The organism is Streptomyces sp. Edi2 (assembly GCF_040253635.1).
GTDB lineage: Bacteria > Actinomycetota > Actinomycetes > Streptomycetales > Streptomycetaceae > Streptomyces.
The window spans coordinates 16,626-43,304 of the sequence record NZ_JBEJGX010000003.1; the positions used below are offsets into that span (position 1 = coordinate 16,626).

Here is a 26,679-nt window from a genome sequence, read left to right on the forward strand (position 1 = left end):
GGCGGTGTGTGGTGGGTCGTGCGTGGTGGTGCGGAGCGTTGGGGTTGTCCCAGCGGGCCGGCCGACGGGGGCTGCCGGATCGTCAGCTGAGGATGACGGCCCACCGGGGGTCGGTCACGTCCACTCCGGAGGAGATGAGCTTGGTGCGCAGCTCGTCGCGCAGCTGGGCCAGGTCCACTTTGGACTGGCGCAGATTCGCGGTGAGCCGGGTGCTGCGGGTGCGGTAGCTGGCGGGGGTGTCCGGCCGCTTGTTGAAGTCCTCCAGCAGCAACGCGTCGATATGCGCCGACCAGGGCAGTTCATGGATTCCGGCGGCGATCTCGCTGGGGCGCAGCCGGTGCCAGTACGAGATGCCGCCCGCGTGGACCAGCTGCGGGGCGAAGACCTTGGTGCCGGGGAACCTGTGGAAGTGGGAGATCCGTAGCCCCGCCGCGAGCGCCATCAGCTGATAGAGCATCAGGCCGTCGAAGACAACTCGGATCACCTCGTTGCCGTTGTGGAGGTGGTGGTAGCGCTCGTGGCTGCGTACCTCGCGGCCGTCGTCGAGTATGTCCACCAGTCCGCCTTGGGGGAACGGCAGTTGCGGGCCCTCCAGCGTCATCACGCGGGCCAGTGCCTGTTCGTGGTGCGGTTCGATGAGCCGCACCATGGCTGCGTCGATCTCCTTCTCCGGCCCGGGAGGGGTGTAGGAGTAGGCGGCGGGGGTGACGGGGCCGCCGATGGCGCGCTCGATGCCGGGACGTACCCGCGGGTCGAGGGCCAGGAGCGGCGGTGCGGCCAGTGGGATCGGGCCGTAGCTGAGCGGGCCGCTGACGGCCGCGCCCGGCTCCAGGCCGTCTGTGCAGCGGTCGAACCAGTCGGTGTCGGTCACGAAGCAGTCGACGTCGACGATGCCGAACGGCTGGTCCAGGTTGCGCATCAGGAACTCGAAGATCTCGTGGCTGCCGACCCGGTCGTCCATGTCGAAGGCGGGCAGCTTGCCGGTCATATGGTCCCGTAGCGCGGTCTCCTGTGCGTTCAGTCCGGAGCAGATGAACACACAGTTCAGCGGCTCGGGAACAAATCGCAGGAAGTGGTGGAGAACATGCAGCAGCCCGGATGAGAAGAAGCAGAACCACGTGGGGCGGTCTGCCAGCAGGCCCGCCAGGAATTGTTGGAATCGGTTGTCGAGGTGCAGCAGGGGTTCGTCAGGCTGTCGGTCGCCCGGGGGCTTCTTGGTCGGACCGGAGGTCATCATCATGTCGAGGCCGTTTCCGTGCTAGCCGCCGTGTCGCCGGGGGCGTGGCTGTTCTTTGTGGCTCGCCCGCTGCGCCGCGCGTTCTTCGGGAGCTGTCCCGGGTTCTTCCCTCGGGGTTTTCGGCGTGCTCTCGGGGGGCTGTCGCGCGGGCTTGGTGGGCCGGGTGCCGGCACGCGGGCGGCGGGGCGTTCGCGCCGCGCCGCCCGTCGTGGCGCGGATGCCGGCAGGGGTTCAGACGGTGTCCCAGTACTCGCCGAGCAGGAAGGGCAGTCCGTAGGAGACCGACGTCCTGTCGTTGGGTCGGTAGGCGGCCCGGGGCAGGGTGCGGAAATCGATGCTGACCCGGCTGATTTCGGTGTCATTGACAACGTTTCCGTGCCAGGAGTTCGCACCGTCGAACACGATGACCTCTCCGTACTCGGCGTGCACCGGTTCCTTGTCGATCCACAACGTGTTGTTGCCGAATGCCCGGGTGAGCGGGACCCAGTAGTTGACCTCGGCGGGGTCGTGCCCGAAGTCACGGTCACGGTGCCAGGAGCCCACGGCGACGGAGTTGCGCAGGTGCACCCGGAAGGTGGGGATGCGCTGGAGGTAGACGTCGTCGGCCGTGTCGCCGAGCAGGTGCCGTACCAGCGTGCGGTACGCGGGCGAGATGACGTCGATGTTGTCGTAGAACCGCTTGTGATAGGGCGTGCTCTGATCGGTCTCCCGGGTGGCGAGCCACTCGCTGGCTGCCAGACCCTCCAGGTCGTCCACGTCCATCACCTCGCGTACGAGGTCGGCGAGGGGGACCTTGGCCACGTCATAGCGCAGCCTTGTGTATGTCGTCATGTGTCTCCTCACACCAGCATGCGGCCGCGCAGGCGCTTGCACCGCCGGTACCAGCCGCCGACCAGCTCGTCGATCACCGGGTCGCCCGTCTCCCCGTCGCTGACCTGGTGGGCCCGGCCGGCTGCGCGCATCGCCAGCCGTCGGGCGGCAAGCCGCAGCGGGACGGTGGGGACGGTGAGGCGCTCCAGATGGTTGCCCACTCGCTCCAGCGGGCTGAGGTCGAAGTACTCGCGCTGCCAGCGCAGTTCGTTGTGGCGCCAGTCCTTCAGGCCGTTGAAGCCGCGGCCGTCGTTGTGGTGCATGACGTCCTGCAGGTCCTGGACCAGCACGCGTTTGCCGGCGGCGCGCACCAGGGTGGCGAGGATGACGCCGAGCCCCTCGAAGCCGCGGTAGTGCCCCTCGGGAAAGCGGACGTTCTCGATGGTCCAGCGGTTCACGCACAGGATGACGTCGTCCACGGCATGTACCTCGTAGCGGTCCGAGCCGTAGTCGTGCACCTTGTCGTAGTCGGTGACCCGGCCGCGCCTGGTCTCCTTCTCGTTCCACCAGGCCAGCGACACGGTGTCGGAGCCGCCGACCGAGCCGAGCATGCCCACGGAGTCGTCCTCGAACACCGCCTGTGCCACTTCGGCCGGGTTCTTCCGCAGCTCGACGTCGTCGTGAAGCATCACGAGGCCGGTGATGTCGGAGTTGGCGGCCGCCTGGTCGAACATGGCGTTGTACGCCGAGAACAGCGAACGCTGGTTGCGCATGGTGAACACCGGGCTTCCCGGTGTCCGGACGCGCTCGATGCCCGGCAGGCACGTGCGCTCGAACAATGTGTTCGGGCCGACGCAAACGCCGTAACCTATCACGTGGGACAACCTCCCGTAATGGTTGTGGACTTGGACGCGACTGCGCGGCGGTTGCAGGCCGTCGCGCGGCGGGCGAGGCCCGTCAGAACTGGTAGGTCTGCAGGGTGCCGGTGCGCCGGACGTCGAGCGTGGCGCAGTGGAAGCCGCCGCCGAGGGTGCGCGAGTGGGTCAGCTGGAGCGGCAGCACGTTCATCCCGTGCTTCTCCAGCAGCTTGATCAGCTCGGTCTGCCGGCGGTCCACCACGGCCAGGTCCGGTCGGACCACCAGCAGGTTCATGCCGATCCACACCGAGCAGTGCGGCTTGTCGCCGGTGAAGCCGATGTCCACCAACTCGGGGCAGGTGATGGTCTTCCACGAACGCAGGAAGTCGGGCATGTTCCGGTCGTTCACCCGTGAGGGGTTGGTCAGTACGAGGCCGGGCCGCAGCGGCACGATGGTGGAGTCCACGTGGGTGGAGGCGTACAGCCTGCGGCACGGGTGCACGGTGTAGGTGTCGCCGACCGCCGACTGCAGCCACTTGGCGCCGAGTTCATTGCCGCTGTCGGATACCAGGTACAGCAGGTCGGTGCCGAAACGCAGAATGTTGGCGGCGTCGAAGACCGGTTCCATGTCGGTCAGTCGCTCACCGGCCGGGGCGTGCGGGGCATAGGAGGCGTCGGTCAGTTGCGGCTTGGGCGCGGACAGCCATCGGGAGCCGCTGTCGAAGTACTCCAGCAGGATGTCCTTATAGGCGAGCGACTCCAGGGAGCGGGCTCGCAACGCCATCGGGGTCTCGATGATGGTCTGCCCGATGGACAGCAGCCCGTCGCGCGGGCAGTAGTCGTGGAACCCGTCCGTCTCCCAGTCCGGGGTCTTGATCAGGGCTGCGTTGTCGCGGGTCCTGGGCCGACGGACCGTGACCCCGAGCTTGGTCAGCTCCTCCGCCAGTACGTGGAGTTCCTCCTCGGTCTCCTTGACCACCCGGTCGGGGTAGGCGCCGGAAGGTATCTGGTCCTGGCTGTCGTAATCCCCCGCGTACTCCACGGCGAAGACGCTGCGGTCGGCGCGGGGTACCCGGGCACCTACCGCTGTGCCGATGATGATCTCCTCCAGCGGGTCCCATTCGTTGTGCACGTTGACAAGGCTCATGGTTCTCCTTATGAGAGTGGGCTGTGGTCGACGGCCGGGGCGCTGCAGCGGGCCGGCCGTGACGGGTGTCGCCGGGCTCAGTGGGCGAGGCGGTGGACGCGTCCGCCGCTGCGGGCGGGCACGTCGGCTACGGGGCCGGATGTGCCGTCCGCCGCGAAGGGACTCGGCAGGCTCGCGGTGTACGACGCGGCGGTGCGGGCACCGGGCGTACCGGACGGGTGCTCGGGTGGGGCGCGGCGGATCCCGGTGTGCGCACTGGAATCCGACGGCCTGGACCACATACGAAGGGACAGGAAGGGCAGGACGACCTGGACGACGCCGGTGGGCTGCAGGGACTCCGGTCCTGGCCCGGCGCACTGCCCGGATCTCCGGTTCGACCCTGCGGACCCGTGTGGTCCCGGACCGCCGGAGTCCCGGCCGGACGGTGGAGGCGCGGGACGGGACTTTCGGTGCTTCGTCGTTGCCTGTGCCCCGGACCCACTGAACGTTAGCAGCGCTGCCTCGCTCCGCGCATGCGTCTGTCGTCGCGGTCCACCGTGCCACCAGCGCTTTCACGCCCGGTCGCCGGCTGCCGTGGAGGATGACGGCTCCGGGGCCGGTGTCAGACCGTTCGACTGCGTGCGGTGGACAGTCGAACGTCCTCGGACGGGTCGTACGGGACGGCTCTGTATGGGGTAGGTGCCACGCGTCAGCGCTCCAGCAGCGCGTCAGCCACAGCGATCTGGGACGGGGCGATCGTGGTCCGCCCGTCCTCGATGTCCCAGAGTGTGTTCTGCAGCAGCCGGCCCAGGGTCCAGCCGGTCGCGCGCCCACGGTCCAGCTCCAGCGCCTCGGTCAGCAGATCGAAGCGCCGCCGGACCACCCGCAGGGCGTCACCGGTCGCTGCGATCTGCTCCCAGCCGGTGTCCAGGGCGGGCCACAGGTCGAAACCCGGGTCACCGACCAGTGGTTCGGGGTCAATGGCCACCCACGGTTCGCGCTCGGCGGCCAGCACGTTGTCGTAGTGCAGGTCCCAGTGCAGCATCCGGTCACCGGGCTCACCCGCCAGCTCGTCGACGGCCGACGCCCACCTGTGCAGCCGCTGTCGGTCGGTCGGGTCCGTCAACGAGGCGACGGCCTGCGGCACCTCCTTCAGCATGTCGCCCGCGATGTCACCGAGGCCGCGCAGTCCCCCGGGTACCGGGACGGAGTGCAGCCGGGCCAACAGCCCGGCCAGGATGCACATGGCCACATCGTCGTCCTCGACGGACGCCAGGGTGCGCGAACCGTCCAGGCGTTCCAGCAGCATGGTGCTGCTCTCCGGGTCGTGATCGAGCAGCCGCACCATGCCGTTCCCGTTCCAGGTGCGCAGCCCGATCAGCGCGGCGGTTGTCTCCTCCCGGGGTCTTTGGAGCTTGAGCACGGCCCGGGTGCCGTCCACGCGCACCACCGGCACCACGAGCGAGGCCTCACCGGAGCTGAGGTCGCCGTCCCGCTTCAGTTCCCAGCGGTCGAGGAACTCCGTGACCAGTGCGGGCAGTCCTGCGACCCAGGCCTGTTCCTCTTCACCACCGTTCCTCGTGTACGACCGGGCCAGGGCGTCGGGGATGTCGATTCTTTCCGACGGACTCATGGGGGCTTTCCTTCAGGGAGTGGAGTTTCCCGCCGCGGCCGGCCGCCGGGACCCGAACGGGCCCGGCCGGCGAGGCCGGGCGGCCTTACCAGGGTTGAGCGGCCTTGCCGAGCTCGTGCAGGGTCCGCTCGTCCGGCCGGGCGACCGGAACATCGACGGCACGCCTCAGGCCCGACCGCAGAGCGGCCCGGTGCGGTGGCGCGTCGGCGTCGTGCAGGGCCTGACCGTCCGACTCGTCGGCGTCGGCCTGCCCCAGTTGCTCGGCCACCCGCTGCCATATCTCGGCGCAGCCACGGGCGAGTTCGGCGATGACCTGGACACGATGCGGCGGCACGTTGCCCAGCAGCCGGTCCCATTCCTGGCTGCGCACGGCCACCACGTTGAGCCAGCGCAGCAGCACCCGGCCGTCCTCGGTGAGCCGTACGGAGGGGTCGCGGCTGAGGTGACGCAGCATCATGGCGCGTGACGGGCCGTTCGCCTCCGCCCGGTCGGCACGGACCCGTGATTGTTGGGCGGTCGTCGGCTGCCCCTGTTCGCGGCCGCGTTCGGGCAGCGGGCTTTCGCCATGACGCAGCCGCTTGCGGACGTCGGAGGCGGTACTCAGGGACACCCCGGCCTGTGCGGCGATCTGGCGCAGCGATGCCGAGGGGTTCTCCTGGATCAGACGTCCTGCCAGCTTTCGCCCCTCGGTGGGGTCCAAAGGCCGGGCCCGCCCGTCGCGGCCGATGCGCACGTTCGACTGCGTATGCCCCGCAGTCGAACAGGACCGCAGGGTTCTGACCGTCTTCGCCGAGATTCCGGTCGCCAGTCCGACGGCCCGGTCGGACCAGAGCGGATGGCTGTCGAGGACACGGGTCGCCGCGGCCTTGCGGTCGTCGAGGGAGAGCGGCAGGCCATGGGTGATGTTGGATTTCACCGCGAAGACGAATGCCTCCTTCTCCTCGCCCTCGAAGTACCGGACCGCGATCTCGGGGGCACCGCGGAGTTCGGTGGCTCGCAGTCTGTGCATTCCGTCGATGACGCGCTTCGTGGAAGACATCACGACAATGGGTGGAAGTTCCGCTTCGGATTCCGCGAGAGTACGGATGTGCTCGGCGTCCTCACCGGCGCTTCGTGGGGAGTCTGATGGCAGCAGCGAACCTATCGGCACCATGATCACGTCCGACAATTTCAAGTTGCCCTCGTCCGATTCCCCCGGGCACTCCATTGGCCGCTCGAGAGCTTCAACGGGACTATTACCTAAATTGGGCTCCATTACCTACCCTTCGGTCATCAGACATTCATGGCAGCACAGAGCGGTTCCTTAACATTTGCATCTGTCATATGCTTAGCATCCATGAGCGCTTAAGTAAAGCGACTGAAAAGCGATCCTAAAAACAGAATGAGTGTCCGGTTCTTCCCGGCCGCCATGGGGGCGGGGAAGGCAGAAGAGGCGGTACCGGGCGAGTTCGTGAAGCCGGCTGCGCCCTGCGGCGCCCCTTTCCGGCCACTGCGGACAATCAATTGACCGTCGGGGCCTCACGCTTCATAAACGAACGGATCGGCCGCGCGGCGGGAACGCGCCACACACCGGCCGGATGGCTTCCACCGAGCCAGCCTGCGGCACGGCCGCCCCCTCCCCCGCAGCCCGACGCCCGTGTTTCCGAGACCACGCAGGGAGAACGACATGAAAGCGCTTGTATTAGCAGGCGGCGCGGGCACTCGCCTCAGGCCCATCACACATACGTCCGCAAAGCAACTGGTCCCGGTCGCCAACAAACCCGTCCTGTTCTATGGACTGGAGGCGATCGCCGCAGCCGGCATCACCGATGTCGGTATCGTCGTCGGCGATACTTTCGGCGAAATCAGCGAGGCCGTGGGGGACGGCTCGAAATTCGGTCTCGATGTGAGTTACATCCCGCAGCCGAAACCACTGGGACTCGCACACGCCGTGCTGGTCGCCCGCGATTTCCTGGGCGAGGACGACTTCATCATGTACCTCGGTGACAACTTCGTGGTGGGGGGCATCGAGGGCCCCATACGGGAGTTCCGCGCCGTCCGGCCGGACGCGCATCTGCTGCTCACCCATGTGTCCGACCCCCGGTCCTTCGGCGTGGCCGAACTGGGCGCGTCGGGCCGGGTGCGTGGGCTGGAGGAGAAGCCCACCCACCCGAAGAGCGACCTTGCCCTGGTCGGGGTGTACCTCTTCTCCTCCGCGATCCACGAGGCCGTGCGGGCCGTCAAGCCTTCCTGGCGCGGGGAGCTGGAGATCACCGACGCGGTGCAGTGGCTGATCGACACCGATCGGGACGTACGCTCCACACAGATCACCGGCTACTGGAAGGACACCGGCAATGTGGCCGACATGCTGGAGGTGAACCGACTCGTGCTGGAGGCCGTCGAGCCGCGCTGCGACGGCCTGGTGGACGAGCACAGCGACCTGATCGGCCGGGTCCGGATCGAGGAGGGCGCCGAGGTGCGCAACTCCCGTGTGGTGGGCCCCGCGGTGATCGGTGCGGGCGCGGTCGTGACCGGCTCCTACGTGGGGCCGTTCACCTCCATCGCCGAGGAGTGCCTCGTCGAGGACAGCGAGGTCGAGTTCTCCATCGTGCTGCGCGGCTCCTCGATCCGCGGGGTGCGGCGTATCGAAGCGTCGCTCATCGGCCGGCACGTGCGGGTGACGTCCGCGCCGCCGGTGCCGTACGCCCATCGGCTGGTGCTCGGCGACCACAGCAAAGCGCAGATCTCCTCGTGATGTCCCTCGCCCCGGACCGTCCTGTCCCGGCGCCTCGCCGGCACCCGTCGCGCCGTCGACAGCGCCCGTTCCCACCCGACCCGTTCCGACCGGAAAGCGGAGCCCGTTGCCATGACCACACACCTGCTCGTCACCGGAGGGGCCGGTTTCATCGGTTCCCGCTATGTCCGCGCCCTGCTCGGCCCCGACGGGCCGCCCGATGTGGTGGTGACCGTCCTTGACGCCCTGACCTACGCGGGCAACCCCGCCAATCTGGCCGTCGTGCGCGATCACCCCCGGTACCGGTTCGTCCAAGGCGACATCTGCGACCTGGTCCTGGTCGACCGGGTGATGGCCGACCAGGACCAGGTCGTGCACTTCGCCGCCGAGTCCCATGTGGACCGCTCACTGCTCGACGCCTCCGCCTTTGTGCGTACCAATGTGCACGGCACCCAGACCCTGCTGGACGCGGCCCGGCGGCACGGGGTGGCGCCCTTCGTCCAGGTGTCCACCGACGAGGTCTACGGTTCCATCGAGCACGGCTCGTGGACCGAGGACGAACCACTGCGGCCCAACAGCCCCTACTCCGCGTCCAAGGCATCGGCCGAACTGCTCGCCCTGGCCCACCACGTCAGCCACGGCCTCGACGTGCGGGTGACCCGCTGCTCCAACAACTATGGTCCGCACCAGTTCCCGGAGAAGCTCATCCCCCGGTTCATCACCCTGTTGATGGACGGGCACCGGGTCCCGCTGTACGGGGACGGACTGCACGTGCGGGAATGGCTGCATGTCGACGACCACGTACGGGGCATCGAGGCGGTCCGCACCCGCGGCCGGACCGGTCGTGTGTACAACATCGGAGGGGGCGCCGCACTGAGCAACAAGGAGTTGGTGGGACTGCTGCTGGAGGCGTGCGGTGCCGACTGGAGCAGTGTGGAGCAGGTCGAGGACCGCAAGGGGCACGACCGGCGTTACTCGGTGGACTCCACCCGGATCCAACGGGAGCTGGACTTCGTGCCGACCACCGGCCTGGCCGACGGGCTGGCCGCCACCGTCGCCTGGTACCGCGCGCACCGCTCCTGGTGGGAACCACTGCTCCCGGCCGGCTCGCTGCCCGCCTGAACGGGGCGTCCCCATCCCGTCCGCCGCACGAGGCCGGCACGTACCTCTCGGAGACCGACACCATGTCCCCGTACCCTCGCCCGCGTTGGCTCGTCACCGGTGCGTCCGGCATGCTGGGGCGCGAGCTCACCACCCTGCTGGTCCGTCGGGGAGCCGCGGTGACCGCGCTCGGCCGCAGCGCCCTGGACCTCACGAACGGCGCTGCCGTGCGGTCCGCCCTGGCGCACCACCGGCCGGCGGTGGTGGTCAATTGCGCGGCGTGGACCGCGGTCGACGCGGCCGAGTCGGAGCCGTCCCGGGCCATGGCGGTCAACGGCGACGGGCCGCGTCATCTGGCGCAGGCATGCCGCGCCCTGGGCGCCGTACTTCTCCAGTTGTCGACCGACTACGTGTTCGCCGGATCAGCCGGGCGGCCGTACCGGGAAGACGACCCCACCGGTCCGCGCACGGTGTACGGCCGCACCAAACGGGCCGGGGAGCGGGCGGTGCTGGACATCCTTCCGGAGGCCGGTTACGTGGTCCGCACGGCGTGGTTGTACGGGGCGAGCGGGCCCAACTTCGTGGCCACGATGATCCGGCTCGAGGCCGGGCAGGAGGCCGTGCCGGTCGTGGACGACCAGCACGGCCAGCCGACCTGGACCGCGGACCTCGCCGACCGGCTGGCGGCACTGGGCTCGGCAGCGCTGGCAGGAACGGCACCGGCCGGGATCTACCACGCGACCAACACGGGCGGCGCCACGTGGTACACGCTGGCCCGGGAGACGTTCCGACTGCTGGGCGCCGACCCCGACCGGGTCCGGCCCACCACCAGCCTGGCGCTGGCCCGGCCGGCCACCCGGCCCGGGTACAGCGTGCTGGACCAGCCCCGCTGGCGGGAGGCGGGGCTCGCGCCGCTGCGGAACTGGCACACGGCCCTGGCGGAGGCGTTCCCCGCACTCTGTGAGGCCGTCGGGCGTCCGGTGCCTCGGCTGCTGTGACCTGCCGGCCCGTGTGCCGGGGAGCACCGCCCGTACCAGGACCCAGGCATACGAAGGCCCACCGTGAGAGTCACGGTGGGCCGTTACCTCGGGTGCTCAGACCACGTTCCGCTTGCGCAGGGAGCGGTGGAAGGCGGCGCATTCGTCGTAGGACGGCAGCAGGCCACGCCGCTCCATCTCCGCGATGCCCGGGGCCTGTTGGTCCTTCTCGGAGAGCACCGGCTCGATGGGCTCGGGCCACGCGATGGCGAGGTCGGGGTCGAGGGGGTGGACCCCGTGCTCCCGCCCCGAGGCGTAGCCCTGCGAGGTGAGGTAGACGACGGTTGCGTCGTCGGTGAGGGCCATGAAGGCGTGGCCGAGCCCTGCCTCGACGTACAGGCTGCGGTGCGGGTCGTCGAGTCGGACGGCCTCCCAGGAGCGGTACGTGGGCGAGCCGGTCCGGATGTCCACCACCACGTCCAGCACGGCGCCGCTGAGACAGGTGACGTACTTGGCCTGGCCGGGCGGGACCTGTGCGAAGTGCACCCCGCGCAGCACCCCTTGCCGCGAGACGGACCGGTTGACCTGAGCGACCCCGGGTTCGTAGCCGAGCACAGCACTCAGCGGCCGGGCGCTGTACAGCTCCTGGAACTCGCCCCGGCCGTCGGCGAACGCACGGGTCTCCGACAGCCAGGCGCCCTGCACACTGAGCGGACGCATGTGCGCCTCCTCTCACAATGGTTCAGTCGATGTGTGACGGCGCCGTCGGTGGCCGTGGGGCTCCGCAGCAACCGACGACGTGGGGACGGCGGGACCGTCGGGGTCAGAAGCGGTGGGTCTCCGGGCTCCGGTTCTGCGGATGACGGGGGATGCCGTGGAAGCTCCGCGAGCATCCAGGAGCGGGTCAGCCGCAGCAGCACGTCCACGCCGTGGTCGCTCCAGCACCCGCATCAGCGTCGTGTTTGCGGTCCACGGGGACCGGGCCGGAGACCCGGCAGGCTCATCCCGATCCAGGACGAGGGTGGAGCACGGGTCCTTCGTTGTGGACACTGCCCAGGCTCACGGCTGACCCTTCGGTACGAGGTGGTCACGGGAAGGATGCGGCGGGGTAGGCGGGTTCAGGTCTGCGGGAGGTAGTGCGCCAGTCGGCCCCACATGGCGTCGTCGTCGGCATCTCCGGCGTGGGGGCCGGTGAACCGGGTGGCGTACTCGGCGATCTCGGCGAGCGTCCAGCGGAGTTCATAGAACCGCAGGAACACCGGGCGGCCCTGGGGGGCGATGCCGAACACCCGGGTCAGGGCGGCCCAGTCGCGCTCCGGCGGGGCCCACATTGCCCCGCCCCAGTCGATGATGTCCACGCCCTGTCCGAACAGGACGTTGGTCAAGCTGGGGTCGCCATGGGTCAGCGCGGGGCGTTCGCCGTGCCACCGCGCGGTGCACCGGTCGGCCACCCGGGCGGCCTCCTCGCGCAGCGCGGTGAGGCGGCCCCACCGCCGGGCCACCAGGTCGGCCAGCCGGCCGCCGTAGGGTCCGCACTGGGCGGCGGCGCCGTTCAGCGCGGCCTGCAGCGCCTTGTCGAGGTCGTTGTCGAAGAGGAACCGGAAGTCCTCTGTGGGCAGCTCGACAGTCCGGGAGGCGGGCGGTTCAAAAGTGTGCACCTCATGCAACTGGCGTATCAGCAGGTCGAGCTGGCCGGGGGTGGGGGGTGCGGAGGAGGCAGTGGCACGCTCGACGTAGGGGAACGTCACGACGGGGAAGTCCGCGATCCGGTGGACCACCCGTCCGTCGTTCCCGGCGAGCGGGGCCAGGACGAACTCCTTCCCGCTCTCGCGCAGCATCAGCGGCACTTCGTAAGCCCCGGGGAAATGGCCGTCCAAATCGCGGCGGATGCTGATCCACAGCGGTCCGCAGCGGTATGACCAGCTGTCCTCGCCGAGTGGGAAGAACTCCAGCTCAGGCAATTCTCGGCCGCTCGGGAAGAAATCCTGGAAGTTTTCCTCGACAAGCCGGAGAAGGCTCCGGCGTTCCACGAACGTGTTCTCCAAGAGCATGCCAGAGACTAACACCGTGGGCGGCCATGAGGCTTTTCCCGGAAAGGCGTTCAACTGACTGCCGGGCACATGCGGACAATCGCCGGGCAACGGCCCACGGATATGGTGGGCTGATGGCTGATGACAGCGATGTGCGCCTCGCGCACCGACTGGCGGAAATGGCTGGCGAATTGGCTCTGGGATTCTTTGGACGGCAGCCGACCGCGCGGCGCAAGAGCGACGGAAGCCCGGTCAGCGAGGCCGATCTCGCCGTGGAGAGAGCCTTGTTGGCGGTACTGGCGGCGGAACGGCCCGGGGACGCGGTGCTGAGCGAGGAGAGCGGCGCGCTCGGGACCGCGTCCGGGCGCCGTTGGATCCTGGATCCCATCGACGGCACGATCCCCTTCCTGGCCGGAGAGCACGGATGGGGTACCCATGTGGCCCTGGAGGTCGATGGGGAGCTGCGGGCCGCCGTGCTGAGCCGACCCACCGAAGGTGCCAAGTGGTGGGCGGTTCGGGATGGGGGCGCGTTCGCGTCCACCGGTGGCGCTGCGCTGTCGGCGGCACGTGCACTGCGCATACCGGAGGCGGGCGTACCACTTCGGACGGCCCGGGTGGGTGGCTTCCTGATGCCGGACTCCCCCGTCGAGCCGGTGCGCGGCCGGATGAGCTGGATCGAGTCCTCGGTGTGCCTGGTTGCCGATCTGCTGGAGGGCCGTGCCGACGCGGTGGTCGACGAGGGCGGCCACGTCTGGGATCGGGCGCCGGGCGCCCTGCTGGTGCGGGAGGCCGGTGGTCGGGTTGACGACCTGCGCGGGGGCAGCCGGCTGGACGGGCGCTGGCTGGTGTACGCGGCGGAAGGGGTCGCGGACGAACTGACCGGGCTGCTGCATGACGCGGGTGCGTAACGGCTTGGGTGGCGCCGGGCCGGGCCGGCGCCACCGTAGCGCGTCCCGCAGCGTCCTGGGCACACCGGCCACGGGGCGGCCGTCCCGCCCGGTGTGCCGGGTGCCCGGCAGTTCCTGCCGGGATGCTGCCGTGCCGGTCGTGCGGACTGCTGCCGTGTCTGACGGTGCCTTCAGGGCAGCGCCTCGCCCTTGACCGCACGGCGGAAGGTGTCGGCGGCGTGGTCAATCTCGGCGTTCGAGGAGTCGGCGTGGACGCCGGTTCCGGGGCCGAGGTAGCCGTCGGAGAGGCCGGTGGCGAGGGCGAGGGAGCGGGCGAGGATGCTGTCCGTGCGGGGCAGCGCGCCAGGTTCGAAGGGATGCGCGGGGCGCCCGCCCGGGGCGCGGAACGGCACGGTGGAGCGGTCGCCGCGGCCGAATGCGGTGAGCGCCGGCAGCCCGGCGTAGTAGTGCGTCGGCGAGTCGAGGAGTGTTCGGGTTCCGAGCCGGTCGGCGACGTCCTGGGCGTGCGCGGCGTCCTCGAAGACGTACACGGCGACGGTGCCGCACTCCCCCGCAGGGTCGTGCAGGGTCCTGCCGCGCACCCCGGGCAGTTCACCGACCGCCTCGACCAGTCGGCGTTTGACATCGCGGATGCGGCCGAGGATCAGGTCGAGCTTGTTGAGCTGCGCGAGCGCCACGGCGGCGTTCAGTTCGCCGAGGCCCAGGTTCATACCGAGCAGCAGGTCGCCCTCGCCGCGGTCCTGGCGGTAGGGGAACCAGCCCTGGTCGTGGAAGGAGTAGGCCCGCTGGAAGACCAGCGGGGCGTCGCTGAGCACGAACCCGCCCTGCAGCGAGGTGATCACCTTGTAGTGGTTGAGGGAGAATGCACCGGCGCTGCCCAGGGTGCCGAGCGGCCGACCCCGGTAGCTGCCGCCGGCGCTTTGCGCGCAGTCTTCCAGCAGTTGCAGTCCGTGCTTGTCGGCGAGGTCGCGCAGCGCGGTCATGTCGGCGGGTGCGCCCAGCATGTGCACGGGCATGATCGCCCGAGTGCGGGGGGTGATCCTGGCCCGTACGTCGGCCGGGTCCAGGGTGAGGGACTCGTCGACCTCGGCGAGCACCACATCGGCACCGCAGTGCAGTACTGCCGCGATCGAGGCGACGAACATGTAGCCGGGCACGATGACCTCGTCCCCCGGTCCGATGCCGAGTCCCACGAGGGCCGCGACGAGCGCGGAGGTGCCGCTGTTAACGCCGAGGCAGTGGGCGGTGCCGAAGCGTTCGGCCGCCGCTCGTTCGAAGCGGCGGACCCACTCCCCCTCACCGGGGTCGTCGAACGCCTCGCGGCGGGCGTACCAGCGGTCGAGCACAGCCATGACATTGGCTCGCTCCTCGTCGCCGAAGAAGCGGTATCCCGGTCCCGGCACTGTAGTTCCTCCCTGGGTGTGACGCGGTGGGCTCATGGGGCGCCGGCGGACGTCGGGGCCTCGGTATGCGGGCGCCGGTGCACCTGAGGGTGCTGCTGTGCGCAGCGCCGGCATTCAGGCGCCGGCCAGTAGGGCGGCAAGCCGGCGGGAGAGCGCAATGGTGGTCAGGGACGGGTTGGCGGCGCCCAGGCGGGGGAAGACGGCCGGGCCCGCGGCGTAGAGACCGGGCAGCGCGGTGAAGGCGTGGCGCGCATCGAGCAGCCGGCCGAGCGGCAGGCTGCCGCCCTCGTGGTCCTCGGTGCCGAGCAGGCTCGTCCAGGTCTCGGGCCTGCCGGCCGGCTGGCGGCGGGTGCGGTCGGGCAGCACCCGGGTGTTGTCGCGGTCGGCGTCGCCGAAGTCGGTGAACTCCAGGGGGGTGGCGGGCGCCCCCAGTTCGGCGGCGGCCACCGCCCAGAAGTCGCGCAGCAGGTCGCGCTGCCCGCTGATCATCTTGCGGTCCTCGGGGAGCAGTTCGGTGTGGACGCGGGCCTGCCAGGGCGGTTCGTCGGAGGGCCGGCACTCCACCGCGCTGTGTTCGTTGGGGAGTTGCTCGCCGGTGACCCGTACATCCAGCAGTGCCCGGCCGGGCCCGTCGTCGTGGATGTCCATCCGTAGGTAGGAGCGCAGCGCCGGGTCGGTGGGCAGGTGGTACGAGCCGGGTGCGGGCAGACGGTCGGCCGGAAGCCGGGCCACAAAGCCCTGCACGATGTGGTCGGCGAGGCCGCCGAGCCGGGGTTGGGGCAGGGCGTCCGCCTCGGTGAGGGCATGCACGGCCAGCCGGGTGCTCTCCACGGTGCCTGCGCACAGCACCACGGTGTCGGCGGCGATCGTCGTCAGGGTGCCGTAGGCGGTGCGTGCCAGGACCCCTCGGGCCCGTCCGTCGCGCACGTCCACGGCGAGCACCTCGGTGTCGCAGTGCACCTGGACGCCGGGCGGCGGGGCGGGCCGGCCGGCGGGCCGGCGCCAGGCGTCCAGGGCGGTGTACGCCTCCCAGCGGTCGCCGGGCAGACGCCGGCAGGCGCGGGGCAACGGGCGGAACTCGTGGCCTCCGAGGACGGTCCGGGCGGGTTGGGCGGGGTCCCACAGCCTGCCGCCGCTCCAGGCGGTCAGGTCGGCGGTGACCCGCGCGTACCAGGAGGGCTTGTCGGCGACACCGGTGGTCAGGTCGGCGACGACCTCGGCCGGCCACCCGGGCGGGTGCAGCGCCCAGTCCTCCAGTGGCAGCACCACCCCGTGCCAGTACAGGGACCGGCCGCCCAGTCGGCGGCGCAGCCCGGAGATACCGGTGTAGTGCGGGGGTGTCTCGGACCGCCAGGGCCGGTGGAAGTGCGGGTCGTGCTGCGGCGCGAAGACGATCTCGGTGGCGGTCTTCTGATGGTGCGTCATGTGAATGTGTGCCAGATCCTCGCCGGGCCCCGCCTCCAGCAGCAGCACGTCCTGGACGCCGTGGCCGGCCAGCGCGGCGGCGAGTTCGACGCCGGCGAGCCCGCCGCCGACGATCACGGTCCGGGCATGGGTCGGGATGGGCCGGGAGGAGCCCGGCCCGCCGGTCCGTGGTCGGGCCGCGTCGTGCTTCGGTGCGGGGTGGCCGGACATCTCTGACTCCTCGCCTGATGTTTTCCCGCCTCTGGCCGCGAAGAGGCGACCTGATTTCCAGGCGGCCGGTTCGCTGCAGCGTACCCATCTGTTCGACTGCGTGCGTTCCTCGGTCGAACGCCTCAGCTGTTCACGGACCGCGCGTCGTCGGGACTGTGGCGTACGACTGACGGAGGTGCGTAAATTCCGACTTCATCCGTCGCATTCTCGAAAGTGAGGGCAATCATGGGAAATTCACTGGCGATCTCCGGTGGACCGCGTCTGTCCGACCGCGAGTGGCCGCGTTGGCCGCAGCCGGGCGAACGTGCGCTGAAAAGCCTCGAAGACGTATTGATGAGCGGCCGTTGGACGATTAGCTGCGCCTATCAGGGGCGGCAATCCTACGAGCGTCAATTCGCGGCCGCATTCGCAGACTACTGCCGTTCGGCGATGTGCGTGCCGATGGCGACGGGAACCGCCTCGCTGGCCATCGCGCTGGAGGCGTGCGGGGTCGGTGCCGGGGACGAGGTGATCGTGCCCGGGCTGAGCTGGGTGGCGTCCGCGTCGGCCGTGCTCGGCATCAACGCCGTACCGGTGCTGGTGGACATCGACCCGGACACTTACTGCCTGGACCCGGCGGCCGTGGAGGCGGCGATCACCGAGCGGACCCAGGCCATCACCGTGGTGCACGCCTACTCGGCCGTCGCGGACCTGGACTCACTGCTGGACATCGCCCAGCGCCACGGTCTGCCGGTGATCGAGGACTGCGCGCACGCACACGGCGCCAGTTACGGCAACTGGCCGGTAGGTGCGTTCGGCATGGCCGGGGTCTTCAGCATGCAGGGCAGCAAGTTGCTGACGTGCGGCGAGGGCGGTGCGCTGGTGACCGACGACGCGGACATCGCGATGCGCGCGGAGCATCTGCGCGCGGACGGGCGGGTGGTGCGCCGCGATCCGGTGGAGGTGGGCGAGATGGAGCTGGAGGAGACCGGTCAGCTGATGGGCAGCAACGCCTGTCTGTCGGAGTTCCACGCGGCGGTGCTGCTGGATCAGCTGGCCCTGCTCGACGGGCAGAACGCCCGCCGGGTGCGGGCCGCGGACCACCTCTCCGACCGGCTCGGCGAAATAGGGATGGTGGTGCAGAACACCTCCCCGGGGACCACCGACCGTAGCTACTACCGCTACATGGTGCGGCTGCCCGACGAGGTGCTGGCCGTGGCACCGGTGGAGCGGATCGCCCGCGCACTCACCGCCGAATTGGGTTTCGCGGTGACGCAGACCCATCGGCCGCTGAACGACAATCCGCTTCACCGGCCTGCCTCACGCCGGCGGTTCGCCACCGATGCGCAGTTCCTGGAGAGGGTGGCCCCGTCGCGGTTCGATCTCCCGGTGGCCAAGCGCATCTACGGAAGCGTGGTGAGCTTCGGTCACGAGGTGCTCCTGGCCCCGCTCGACGCCATCGACGACATCGCGCGGGCGTTCAGGAAGGTCCTGGACAACGTCCGGGAGGTCGCCCGCTGACGGACGTCACGGCATGGACGGCAGCACGTCGCCCCGCACCGCCCGGCCGAGCCGGTGGGCGAAGACCTCCGGGGTGGACACGTGCAGGGTGTGCATCCCCAGCTCGGCCCCCACTCGCAGCACCGTGGCGCGGTCGTCGATGAGCAGCGTCTCGGCGGCCGTCGCACGGCACCCGTGCAGTGCCGCGGTGAAGAACGACAGTGCCGGTTTCACGCGGCCCACGCGCCAGGACGAGCACAGCATGTCGAACAGCGCGAAGTGTCCGTAGGTCTCGTCCTTCAGGCGGTCCCAGTGCTCGGCCTCGTTGTTGGTGAGGACCACCGTCACCTCCGGCCGCTCCTGGCGTAGTTCGCGCAGCGCGCGGAAGCTGTCGTGGTATGGGCGGACGCTGCCCAGGTAGGCGCGGTCCAGCCAGCGCGTTTCTGTGGGTGTGTCGGCCGAGAGTCTGTGTCCGTCCGCGACGAGGCGGGCGAGCACTTGGTGCACATGACGCTCGCCGCTCTCGTATTCGGGCGCCGACGCCTCGACGCGCCGGGCGATTTCCGCCCGGTCCGCGCCGTAGCGATCGGCAAGCCGTGCAAGGAAGTCCGTCTCTTCGTTGATGTTGTTGTAGAGCACGCCGCCGACGTCCACGAACAGCGTTCGAATCATCGCAAGTCCTCTCTGCCCGCAGGGCCGGTGACGGCCTCGGCTCAGCGCTCCAGCAGCGGGGCGCAGCAGCCGCCGTCCGTGTGCGCCCAGGCGACGAGCATCCGGTAGGGCTCCCCTTGCCGGTACGCCTGTCTGCCGGGTTTGGCCAGCTCGCGCTCCAGGCCCCAGGTCTCCAGCTGGATCGAGTAGCCGGTGAGCAGGTCGATGTCGGCTTCGGTGTGCAGCAGGGGGCGAGCCAGGTCAGCCACCGCTTCCTGCAGCAGTGTCCGGTCGGCCTGCTCCTCGGCGGTCGGCTGCGCGTCTGCCTGCACGGGTGCGTAGGCCATTTTGACCAGTTCGTTCAGGTCCAGTTGCACCGGCGCGAGGACCGCGAACTCGAAGTCCAGCAGGGACACCACGTCAGTGCCGTCCCACAGCGCGTTGACCGGGGAGAGATCGCCGTGATTGAGCACGGAGGCGGCATCGGCCAGGGCCGCCCAGTGGCGGTCGAGCGCGGCGCTCAGCCGTTCGTGTTCGGTGTCGGTGAGCACCCCGGCCGTGTGCAGCCGCAGCAGGCCGTCCTCGGCCTCGTTGGGGGATTGCGCGTAGAAGGGGTTGCGGGTGCGGGCCACGGGCGCGGCGGAGGCCGGGTCGACGCGGTGCACCGCCCGGGCCCGCTCCCACAGTTGCCGGGTCGCGGTCACGCGCCGTTCACCATCGAGCGTAGGCCAGGCCTCGTCCAGGCTGGTCGCGGGGATCTCCCGGGTGACCACCCATTCGCAGCCGCGGGTCGTGCCGAAGTCCAGCACCGCCGGATAGCCCACCTCAGGGGGCAGCAGCCGGGCCAGCCGGGTCTCACGCACCAGGTCCTGGGCTGCGGTTGAGCCCGCGACGCGTACGGCGAGTCCGCCGCCCAGCCAGGTGGCGTTGGTCCAGCCGGCCGCGCGGCGGGCGGTCGCGAAGTCCACGCCGTGGCGCCGGAAGATCTCGGCTGCTACGGCGGCGGTCTGTGCGGCGCGCGCCGCGCGTTCGCGGCCGGTCGTGGTGCCGGTCACCGATGTGCCATCAGCCGCAGCGAGACGACCAGGCGAAGGGGGTCCGGTGCGTCGGGCAGCCGGAGCAGTGGCGGTACTTCGTGCCACATACGTGGGCCGAGCAGCCGGGCGTCGCCGTCGCGGTCGTAGAGCGGCTCCAGGTAGCCCTGGCGCAGGATGCGCATGGTGCCGACGGCGTCGTAGCACAGCGGGAACTGCAGGTTGAAGCGGTTGAGGTCGGTGTCCTCCTCGGCACCGTGCGGGCCGATGTAGTCGCCTTCTCGGTAGGCCAGCAGGAACACCCGCTCGTAGTGCAGTTGGCGGCCGGTGATGGCCTCGACCACGGGCAGCAGGTGACGGGCCGCGTGTTCGGCCCAGTCGAGCAGCCCGTGGTGGCGGAAGACGGTGGTGACGCGTTCGGCGTGGGCGGGTGAGTCTGACTTGGCGTCGATGCGCAGCAGTCGGAAGCCGTAGCCGAGCGAACCGTCGCCGGCCGCGTGTTCCTGAGCGTCGAGCACGGGCTCGTCGCTCAGCTGCCGGTAGATCGACAGAGCCGCCTCCTTGAGTGCGGTGACGTCGGCGACCTGCGGGATCTGGGCGCACCGGTGGGCGGTGTAGAAGGTGCGGAGAGAGTCGATGTCGAGGTCGGCGCCGGAGGTGCGCAACCGGTCGATCGGGGCCTTGGGACGGACGGAGTTGGCGTCCACAGAAACCTCTTTCGCGGATGGTCGTCACGGTGGCTGTCTTGGGGACGGTCGGGCCCGGGGGGATGCGCGGGCGGCTCAGGCGGTGCCGAGCACCACCAGGCGGCGGCTGCTGACGGTGAAGGGTGCGCCGGTCCCGTCCATGACCCGGGTGTGGGAGAACCCGGCAGAGCGGAACCACTCGCTGATTTCGGGGGCGGTGAACATGCGGACGCTGTAGCGGGCGCGTTCCACCTTGTTGTCGCGAATGGTGGTCTTCTCCGCGTAGTAGCGGCTGGCCTCGGCGTCGAGTTCCTGGACGTCGATGGCCATGTCCTGTCCGCGGCGCAGGATGTCGACGTGCATGTCGTGATTGGCCAGCACGCTCGGAATGTGCCGGTAGGGAGAATGCATATCGAGCAGGAACCGGCCGCCGGGGCGAAGTGCGCGGCGATAGCGTCGCAGAATGTCCCGGTCGGTCTCATCGTCGAAGTAGCCGAAGGAACTGTACCAGGAGACGGCTGCGTCGAATTCGGCGGCAAAGGACATCTCGCGCAGATCGACGTGCCGGTAATCGACCTGGACCCCCGTTTTCTCGGCTTCGTCTCGGGCCATCGCGAGGAACCGCTCGTCGCGGTCGATGCCGACCACCCGATAACCCCGGGAGGCCAGCACGTTGGCGTGGCGGCCGTGCCCGCAGGGTGCGTCAAGGAGATCCATTCCCGGCTCGAATCCGCCGAGTTCGACCATGCTCGACGCTTCTTTCTCGCTCAGTTCCGGAGTGAGATCGGGGAGATCGAAATAGTCGTAGTCGCCGCCGAAAAGGCTGTCCCAATCCACATGCGGTTTCCTTGGGTTCATATGCTCAGGCTAGAACTGGAGCCGCATTTGCCGCAATGATTTGATTCACCGTGCGGGCGGGGGATTCATTCACCGTGCCAGGCTCGCCACAATGCGGCATAGGCGCCGCTCGCTGCCAGCAGTTCGTGGTGGCTGCCCAGTTCGGTGACACGGCCCTGCTCGACGACCGCGATCCGGTCGGCGTCCTCGGCGGTGTGCAGCCGGTGCGCGATGGCGATGACGGTGCGGTCGTTCAGCACGGCGGCCATGGCCCGCTCGGTGTGCCGGGCCGTGGCGGGGTCGAGCAGTGCGGTGGCCTCGTCGAGGACCAGGGTGTGTGGGTTGGCGAGCACCAGCCGGGCCAGTGCGACCTGTTGGGCCTGTGCGGCGGTGAGCTCGTGCCCGGTGGAACCGATGAGGGTGTCGAGGCCGTCGGGCAGCGCCGCTGCCCAGTCGTCGGCGCCGACCACTTCCAGGGCGCGGCGCACCTCGGTGCCGTCGGCGCCCGGTCGGGCGAGGGTGAGGTTTTCCTGCAGGGTGCCGCGGAAGACGTGCTGTTCCTGGGTGACCAGCGCGATGCGGCCGCGCAGTTCCCCGGTGCTCAGTTCGACCAGTGGCACCCCACCGAGCCGGACCGTGCCGGAGCCGGGGTGGTAGATGCCCGCGAGCAGCTTGCCGAGGGTGGACTTGCCGGAGCCGGAGGGGCCGACGACGGCGAGCCGTTCGCCCGGTGCGAGGTCGAGGTCGATGTCGTGCAGAACGGTGAGTCCGGGCACGTAGGAGTAGGTGACGGCGCAGGCGGTGAGGTCTTGTCCTGAGGGCAGGGCGCCGGTGGGTGCGCGGTCGGCCGGCAGCTTGCTCACGCCGAGCACCCGGGCCAGCGAGGCCGAGCCGATCTGCAGTTCGTCCGTCCAGCTCAGTACGTCGTCCAGCGGGAAGATCAACTGCCGTACATAGAGGGTGGCAGCGACCACTTGGCCCAGCGAGGCCAGGTCACGTGTGTAGAGCAGCCCGCCGATGGCGAGGGTGGCCACCAGCGGGACGGCGTAGCTGAGCTCAACCAGCAGGTACCAGGAGCTGCGCAGCCACATCGTGTGGCGTTCGGCCTGGTATGCCTGCACCAGGTCGCGGTCGAGCGCCCGGCGGCGCCAGTGCTGGAGACCGAATGCCTCGGTGGTGCGGGCGCCGGGTACAGTCTCGGCGAGGCTGTCGCCGAGCGCCACGTAGCTGGCCCCGCGCCTGCGGTAGGCGGCGCCGGAGCGGCGCAGATACCAGCGGGTGCCGGCCCACAGCAGCGGTATCACCAGAAGGCTCGGCAGCGCGGTGAGTGGGCCGACCAGCAGCAGGGCGCCGAATGTGAACAGGCAGGTCAGCGAGGCGATGAGGGTCTCGGGGGCGGCGTAGCGGACAGTGTTGGTGAGGGCGTCGGTGTCGCGTGAGGCGCGGGTGATCAAATCGCCGGGTTCGGCGTCCTCCACGGTGGACAGCGGCAAGCCCACCACCCGGTCGACGAAGTCTTCGCGCACCTCGGCGGTGATCTTCTCGCCGAACCGGCAGGAGCGCTGGACCGCCCAGTAGGTGAGCGCGGCCTGGGAGATCAGTGAGACCAGCAGGCCGAGGCCGAGCAGATTGACCGTGTCGGCGGTGGTGGTACCGGCCACTTCGTCGATCAGTCGGCCGATCAGCCAGGGAGCAAGCAGTGCGCACACCGCGGCCAGTCCGTGCAGTGTCAGCATCCAGCCGAGGTCGCGGGTGTGGCGCCGGGCCAGGACGCGGGCGTGCTTGCGCACCTCGGCCGTGTCGGCGACCGGCAGCGTTGTCCTGCTCATTGCGCGGGCCCCCGGGTGACGAAGCTGGTGGTGGGCGTGTCCCCGGTAGGGTCCTCGCCGGTTTCGCGCTGGATGAGCAGGCGGTAGTGCGCGCTGGTGGCCAGCAGATCACGGTGGCTGCCGGTGGCGGCGACCCGCCCGCCGTGGAGGAAGGCGACCTGTTCGGCGTGGTCGAGCAGCAGCGGGCTGGAGCTGACCAGGACGGTGGTGCGGCCCTGGCGGGCGGCGCGCAGCCTGCGGCCGACCCGGTCCTCGGTGTGCGCGTCAACGGCCGAGGTGGGGTCGACCACGACGAGGATGCCGGGGTCGGCGAGTATGGCTCGGGCGAGCACCAGTCGCTGCCGCTGGCCGCCGGAGAATCGTGACCCGTCGGCGGTGATCTCGGTGTCCAGGCCGTTGGGCAGTGCCTCGACGAGGTCCTCCGCGGCGGCCACCCGCAGCGCGGCATGCACGTCGTCGTCGCAGGCGGCGCGGTGCGGGTCGAGGCTGTCGCGCAGAGGGCCCCGAAGGAGCCGGGAATGGTTGTCGACCACGAGGATGTGGTCGCGCAGCTGCTCGGTGCGCAGCTCGGTCAGCGGCAGTCCGGCGTAGTGGACGGGCCCGTCGGTGTAGCCGCCGAGCCGGTCGGCGAGCTGTACGCCCTCGGTCGGCGGCGCCACCACCGCGAGGAACGAGCCGGGGGTGACGACCAGTCCGGTGCGCTGGTCGACCAGGTCGTGCCCGCCGGCGGGCAGCGGGGTGCGCCCGCGCTCGGTGTCCGGGGAGGCGGCGGGCAGCGAGAGCACGGCTATGGCGCGGCGTGCGGCGACATGGGCGCGGGCGAACCGGTCGGCGGTGTCGGTGAAGATGGCCAGCGGCTCGACGAGGAAGGCGGCGTATGCGTAGAAGGCCACGAGTTCGCCGGGTGTGACCGAGCCGTTCAGCGCGGCGCGCGCGCCGATCCAGGTGACGATGGCGACCAGCAGACCGGGCAGCAGCACCTGGGTTGCACGGATGAGGGCCTCGGCGCCGGCGACCCTGGAGCCGGCGGCGCGTACGCGCTGGGAGCGCTCGCGGTACGAGCGGGCGAAGGAGGTCTCACCGCCGACGCCGCGCAGGACCCGTAGCCCGGTCACCACGTCGGTGAGCCGGGAGGTCAGTTCGCCCTGGAGATCCCTGTAGGCGCCCTGTCTGCGGTGCAGCGGGCGCAGGGTGTAGCCCATGGTGAGGATGATGGCGGGCAGGGCGACGATCAGCAGGAGGCCGAGCGAGGGGGACTGATCGAGCAGCACCACGGCCACCAGCAGCGTGGAGACGACGGCGCCGAAGGCCCGGCCGACGACGTCGAAGGCGTTGCCGATGGTGGCCATGTCCGAGGTGCCGATGCTGACGAGTTCACCGTCGTCCACGCGGCGTTCGAGGCCGGCACCGAGCCGGTCCGCGTGGCCGACCACGAGTTGCACCGTGCGGAAGCCGGCGGCCAGCGCGTTGTGCATGCTCAGCCGGCGGCGGATCGTACCTGAGGCCGCCTGGACCACGCCGAGGCCCAGGAGCGCGGCGGACCACACAAGGACGGCGTCCATGTCGCCGGGGACGAGCCCGTGGTCGATGGCCTCGCGCACGACGACCGGAACGAGTGCCTGCGAGCCGAGCCAGAGCAGGCCCAGGAGGGCTGCCGCACTCAATGGCCAGGCGACGCGGCCCGCAAGCCACAATAAGTACCGGGAAGCGCAGCGAATATCGGGGTTACCTGGATCTGCGACGGGGAGCGGACGCATTGCGCGAAGATACCGAGTGCGCCGGGCAGACCGTCAACTCGCTCAGCCGGCAGCCGTCTTGTCTGTTCGACTGCGTAAGGTAAGCAGTCGAAAGCCTTGCACCGCGGTCCGCGGTGCTTTGCCGGCTGTGCGCGAGGGCTTTCGGCATCGATGCGGTGTGCTTTCGCGACGGTTGTGCGGTGTGCGCCTTCTCGCACGCACGGACGCACGCGACCGATCGGGGCAGTGTTGCCCAGCTTCGTGCCATCGACCTAGCCTCGCGCTTCCATGATGCTTCGACAGGTATCGGAGATTCGCCATGCTGGTGCACGCCACTTTGCCGAAGGGTGCGGCGCTCATCGGGCAAGAACGGCCGGAGGCTGACCGTGGATCGCCCGGCCGCTCCGTCCGCCGGTTCCGGTCCTCGAAGTGCGCGTCTCCTGTGCACGGGCCCGCGGCCGGGGCGTCGGGGTCGAAACCGGCGGTCGAACGGTGCGGCGCATGGTCCGGCCGCCGCGCGAGCGCCTCGTACGCGCTGCGCCGGCCCTGGTCGGCCGCGATTTCGGCAGGCCGCCGATGATCATCGTCGATAGCGTGCTGCGCCGACGCGCGCAAGAGGGCCGGCCGATCCGGGTCGGCATGGTCGGCGCCGGCTATATGGGACGCGGCCTGGTGCGGCACATCTCCAACTCGGTGGCCGGCATGCGGGTGGCAGCGATCTCCAACCGTCATGCGGCCAACGCCGAACGTGCCTACGCCGAGGCGGGGTTGGTCCACGTGCGGGCCGATACTGCGGGCGCGATCTCGGCGGCGGTGGCCGGGGGCCGGCCGGTGGTCACCGAGGACGCGTTCGCCCTGATCGCCGCGGAGGGCATCGACTGTCTGGTGGACGTCACCGGCGCGGTGGAGTTCGGTGCCCGGGTGACCGTCGCCGCCATCGAGCGGGGGCTGCCTGTGGTAACGATGAACGCCGAACTGGACTGTACGGTGGGCCCGTTGCTCGCGCACCGTGCCCGTTCGGCCGGGGTGGTGCTCACCGGGGCGGACGGTGACCAGCCCGCGGTGCAGGCCAATCTGCTGCGGTTCGTGCGCAGTCTGGGGGTGAGCCCCCTGGTCGCCGGCAACGTCAAGGGCTTTCAGGACGAGTACCGCACACCCACCACCCAGCAGCCGTTCGCCAAGCGGTGGGGCCAGAACGTCCGCATGATCACCAGCTTCACAGACGGGACGAAGGTCTCCTTCGAGCAGGCGATCGTGGCCAACGCCTTCGGCTTCACCGTGCCCCGGCGCGGCATGTACGGACGCGACCACAGCGGCCATGTGGATGAGTTGACCGGGATGTACGACATCGACGAACTGCGTGAGTTCGGTGGCATCGTGGACTACGTGGTGGGCGCCAAACCCGCCCCCGGTGTGTATGTGCTGGGCACCCACGACGACCCGGCGCAGCGCCAGTACCTGGAGCTGTACAAGCTCGGAGGCGGTCCACTGTACAGCTTTTACACGCCCTACCACCTGTGCCACTTCGAGGTGCCGCACACCGTGGTGCGTGCCGTGGACTTCGGCGATGCGGCACTGACCCCGCCCGCAGGCCCCCGGGTCGACGTGGTGGCCACCGCCAAGCGGGACCTGCCCGCCGGCACGGTGCTGGACGGAATCGGCGGCTACGACAGCTACGGGGTAGCCGAGTCCCACGCTGTGACGCGCGCCGACGGCCTGCTGCCGATGGGCATCTCCGAGGGTTGTGTGCTCCACCGCGCTGTCGCCAGAGACACCGTGCTCAGCTACGCCGATGTGTCCCTGCCGCCGGGCCGACTCGTCGATGCGCTGCGCGACGAGCAGGACAATCTGTTCGCCGTCTGACGCGGGGCTTGGCGCGGGCGACGCCCGGCGGCGGGACTGTAATGCCGGTCCCCCGCGGCCGCGCCGTTACCGGCCACGGCGTTGTTCGCCGACCGCGGCGACGACTTCGGCAAAGTACCGCCCTGCTGCGGAAC

Annotated in this window: 22 protein-coding genes; 6 read left to right on the plus strand and 16 right to left on the minus strand. The window is 70.1% G+C overall.

What is annotated here, in order from left to right; translation table 11 throughout:
• Nucleotides 1-82: 82 nt before the first annotated feature.
• The 6 genes from ABR737_RS03580 to ABR737_RS03605 all read right to left on the minus strand — a co-directional run bounded on the left by ABR737_RS03580 (nt 83) and on the right by ABR737_RS03605 (nt 6,918).
• Entirely contained in the window at nt 83-1,240 is a 1,158-nt protein-coding gene (locus ABR737_RS03580) for a dTDP-dihydrostreptose--streptidine-6-phosphate dihydrostreptosyltransferase (protein ID WP_350248720.1), read from the minus strand.
• Between the two features lie 228 nt (nt 1,241-1,468).
• The gene (locus ABR737_RS03585; protein ID WP_350248721.1) at nt 1,469-2,068 is read right to left on the minus strand and encodes a streptomycin biosynthesis protein StrG; all 600 of its coding nucleotides are present in this window, start codon (nt 2,066-2,068) and stop codon (nt 1,469-1,471) included.
• Between the two features lie 8 nt (nt 2,069-2,076).
• On the minus strand, nt 2,077-2,922 hold the full coding sequence (locus tag ABR737_RS03590; RefSeq protein WP_350256661.1) for a glycosyltransferase: 846 nt from the start codon (nt 2,920-2,922) through the stop codon (nt 2,077-2,079).
• Between the two features lie 82 nt (nt 2,923-3,004).
• Entirely contained in the window at nt 3,005-4,051 is a 1,047-nt protein-coding gene (locus tag ABR737_RS03595; RefSeq protein ID WP_350248722.1) for an inosamine-phosphate amidinotransferase 1, read from the minus strand.
• Nucleotides 4,052-4,739: 688 nt separating this feature from the next.
• Nucleotides 4,740-5,663 carry an APH(6)-I family aminoglycoside O-phosphotransferase gene (locus ABR737_RS03600; protein WP_350248723.1) on the minus strand — a complete coding sequence of 308 codons (924 nt, stop codon included), beginning with the start codon at nt 5,661-5,663 and terminating at the stop codon, nt 4,740-4,742.
• A gap of 85 nt (nt 5,664-5,748) precedes the next feature.
• Nucleotides 5,749-6,918, minus strand: coding sequence for a ParB/RepB/Spo0J family partition protein (locus tag ABR737_RS03605; protein WP_350248724.1), 1,170 nt, complete (start codon nt 6,916-6,918; stop codon nt 5,749-5,751).
• 411 nt (nt 6,919-7,329) lie between these two features.
• On the opposite strand from ABR737_RS03605, the gene ABR737_RS03610 reads away from it, so the two are divergent.
• The 3 genes from ABR737_RS03610 to rfbD all read left to right on the plus strand — a co-directional run bounded on the left by ABR737_RS03610 (nt 7,330) and on the right by rfbD (nt 10,475).
• A complete protein-coding gene (locus ABR737_RS03610; RefSeq protein WP_350248725.1) occupies nt 7,330-8,397 on the plus strand; it encodes a glucose-1-phosphate thymidylyltransferase in 1,068 nt (355 codons plus the stop codon).
• 111 nt (nt 8,398-8,508) lie between these two features.
• Nucleotides 8,509-9,498: a dTDP-glucose 4,6-dehydratase gene (gene rfbB / locus ABR737_RS03615; protein WP_350248726.1), complete on the plus strand. Its 990-nt coding sequence runs from the start codon at nt 8,509-8,511 to the stop codon at nt 9,496-9,498.
• A gap of 62 nt (nt 9,499-9,560) precedes the next feature.
• The gene (gene rfbD, locus ABR737_RS03620) at nt 9,561-10,475 is read left to right on the plus strand and encodes a dTDP-4-dehydrorhamnose reductase (protein WP_350248727.1); all 915 of its coding nucleotides are present in this window, start codon (nt 9,561-9,563) and stop codon (nt 10,473-10,475) included.
• 96 nt (nt 10,476-10,571) lie between these two features.
• On the opposite strand, the gene ABR737_RS03625 is transcribed toward rfbD, so the two are convergent.
• A complete protein-coding gene (locus tag ABR737_RS03625; RefSeq protein ID WP_350248728.1) occupies nt 10,572-11,174 on the minus strand; it encodes a dTDP-4-dehydrorhamnose 3,5-epimerase family protein in 603 nt (200 codons plus the stop codon).
• A 398-nt stretch (nt 11,175-11,572) separates the two neighbouring features.
• Nucleotides 11,573-12,505 (minus strand): phosphotransferase, encoded by a 933-nt coding sequence (locus ABR737_RS03630; protein ID WP_350248729.1) that lies wholly within the window; start codon nt 12,503-12,505, stop codon nt 11,573-11,575.
• 110 nt (nt 12,506-12,615) lie between these two features.
• Here ABR737_RS03630 and ABR737_RS03635 point away from each other — a divergent pair, with 110 nt between their 5' ends.
• Entirely contained in the window at nt 12,616-13,392 is a 777-nt protein-coding gene (locus ABR737_RS03635) for an inositol monophosphatase family protein (RefSeq protein WP_350256662.1), read from the plus strand.
• Between the two features lie 170 nt (nt 13,393-13,562).
• On the opposite strand, the gene ABR737_RS03640 is transcribed toward ABR737_RS03635, so the two are convergent.
• Nucleotides 13,563-14,795, minus strand: a complete 1,233-nt coding sequence (locus ABR737_RS03640; RefSeq protein WP_350248730.1) for a DegT/DnrJ/EryC1/StrS aminotransferase family protein — start codon at nt 14,793-14,795, stop codon at nt 13,563-13,565.
• A gap of 114 nt (nt 14,796-14,909) precedes the next feature.
• Entirely contained in the window at nt 14,910-16,430 is a 1,521-nt protein-coding gene (locus ABR737_RS03645) for a GMC family oxidoreductase (protein WP_350248731.1), read from the minus strand.
• A gap of 225 nt (nt 16,431-16,655) precedes the next feature.
• On the opposite strand from ABR737_RS03645, the gene ABR737_RS03650 reads away from it, so the two are divergent.
• The gene (locus tag ABR737_RS03650; RefSeq protein ID WP_350248732.1) at nt 16,656-17,930 is read left to right on the plus strand and encodes a DegT/DnrJ/EryC1/StrS aminotransferase family protein; all 1,275 of its coding nucleotides are present in this window, start codon (nt 16,656-16,658) and stop codon (nt 17,928-17,930) included.
• Nucleotides 17,931-17,936: 6 nt separating this feature from the next.
• On the opposite strand, the gene ABR737_RS03655 is transcribed toward ABR737_RS03650, so the two are convergent.
• The 6 genes from ABR737_RS03655 to ABR737_RS03680 form a co-directional block, all read right to left on the minus strand.
• On the minus strand, nt 17,937-18,581 hold the full coding sequence (locus tag ABR737_RS03655) for an HAD family hydrolase (RefSeq protein ID WP_350248733.1): 645 nt from the start codon (nt 18,579-18,581) through the stop codon (nt 17,937-17,939).
• A gap of 41 nt (nt 18,582-18,622) precedes the next feature.
• A complete protein-coding gene (locus tag ABR737_RS03660; RefSeq protein WP_350248734.1) occupies nt 18,623-19,615 on the minus strand; it encodes a phosphotransferase family protein in 993 nt (330 codons plus the stop codon).
• Complete coding sequence (locus tag ABR737_RS03665) at nt 19,612-20,301, minus strand: StsF protein (RefSeq protein ID WP_350248735.1); 690 nt, start codon at nt 20,299-20,301, stop codon at nt 19,612-19,614. The genes ABR737_RS03660 and ABR737_RS03665 overlap by 4 nt, the downstream gene beginning before the upstream one ends.
• 75 nt (nt 20,302-20,376) lie before the next feature.
• Nucleotides 20,377-21,117, minus strand: coding sequence for an SAM-dependent methyltransferase (locus ABR737_RS03670; protein WP_350248736.1), 741 nt, complete (start codon nt 21,115-21,117; stop codon nt 20,377-20,379).
• Between the two features lie 86 nt (nt 21,118-21,203).
• A complete protein-coding gene (locus tag ABR737_RS03675) occupies nt 21,204-22,946 on the minus strand; it encodes an ABC transporter ATP-binding protein (RefSeq protein ID WP_350248737.1) in 1,743 nt (580 codons plus the stop codon).
• Nucleotides 22,943-24,610: an ABC transporter ATP-binding protein gene (locus ABR737_RS03680; RefSeq protein ID WP_350248738.1), complete on the minus strand. Its 1,668-nt coding sequence runs from the start codon at nt 24,608-24,610 to the stop codon at nt 22,943-22,945. Before ABR737_RS03680 ends, ABR737_RS03675 begins: the two co-directional genes overlap by 4 nt.
• A gap of 573 nt (nt 24,611-25,183) precedes the next feature.
• On the opposite strand from ABR737_RS03680, the gene ABR737_RS03685 reads away from it, so the two are divergent.
• Nucleotides 25,184-26,545, plus strand: coding sequence for an NAD(P)H-dependent oxidoreductase (locus ABR737_RS03685; protein ID WP_350248739.1), 1,362 nt, complete (start codon nt 25,184-25,186; stop codon nt 26,543-26,545).
• Nucleotides 26,546-26,679: the final 134 nt, after the last annotated feature.

What these genes read in the sequence shown, in the direction of transcription:
- ABR737_RS03625 (WP_350248728.1), bottom strand. Translation starts at nt 11,174, where the DNA reads ATGCGTCCGCTCAGTGTGCAGGGCGCCTGGCTGTCGGAGACCCGTGCG.
- ABR737_RS03675 (WP_350248737.1), bottom strand. Translation starts at nt 22,946, where the DNA reads ATGAGCAGGACAACGCTGCCGGTCGCCGACACGGCCGAGGTGCGCAAG.
- ABR737_RS03580 (WP_350248720.1), bottom strand. Translation starts at nt 1,240, where the DNA reads ATGATGATGACCTCCGGTCCGACCAAGAAGCCCCCGGGCGACCGACAG.
- ABR737_RS03600 (WP_350248723.1), bottom strand. Translation starts at nt 5,663, where the DNA reads ATGAGTCCGTCGGAAAGAATCGACATCCCCGACGCCCTGGCCCGGTCG.
- ABR737_RS03585 (WP_350248721.1), bottom strand. Translation starts at nt 2,068, where the DNA reads ATGACGACATACACAAGGCTGCGCTATGACGTGGCCAAGGTCCCCCTC.
- rfbD (WP_350248727.1), top strand. Translation starts at nt 9,561, where the DNA reads ATGTCCCCGTACCCTCGCCCGCGTTGGCTCGTCACCGGTGCGTCCGGC.
- ABR737_RS03685 (WP_350248739.1), top strand. Translation starts at nt 25,184, where the DNA reads ATGGTCCGGCCGCCGCGCGAGCGCCTCGTACGCGCTGCGCCGGCCCTG.
- rfbB (WP_350248726.1), top strand. Translation starts at nt 8,509, where the DNA reads ATGACCACACACCTGCTCGTCACCGGAGGGGCCGGTTTCATCGGTTCC.
- ABR737_RS03645 (WP_350248731.1), bottom strand. Translation starts at nt 16,430, where the DNA reads ATGTCCGGCCACCCCGCACCGAAGCACGACGCGGCCCGACCACGGACC.
- ABR737_RS03650 (WP_350248732.1), top strand. Translation starts at nt 16,656, where the DNA reads ATGGGAAATTCACTGGCGATCTCCGGTGGACCGCGTCTGTCCGACCGC.
- ABR737_RS03595 (WP_350248722.1), bottom strand. Translation starts at nt 4,051, where the DNA reads ATGAGCCTTGTCAACGTGCACAACGAATGGGACCCGCTGGAGGAGATC.
- ABR737_RS03605 (WP_350248724.1), bottom strand. Translation starts at nt 6,918, where the DNA reads ATGGAGCCCAATTTAGGTAATAGTCCCGTTGAAGCTCTCGAGCGGCCA.
- ABR737_RS03610 (WP_350248725.1), top strand. Translation starts at nt 7,330, where the DNA reads ATGAAAGCGCTTGTATTAGCAGGCGGCGCGGGCACTCGCCTCAGGCCC.
- ABR737_RS03655 (WP_350248733.1), bottom strand. Translation starts at nt 18,581, where the DNA reads ATGATTCGAACGCTGTTCGTGGACGTCGGCGGCGTGCTCTACAACAAC.
- ABR737_RS03630 (WP_350248729.1), bottom strand. Translation starts at nt 12,505, where the DNA reads ATGCTCTTGGAGAACACGTTCGTGGAACGCCGGAGCCTTCTCCGGCTT.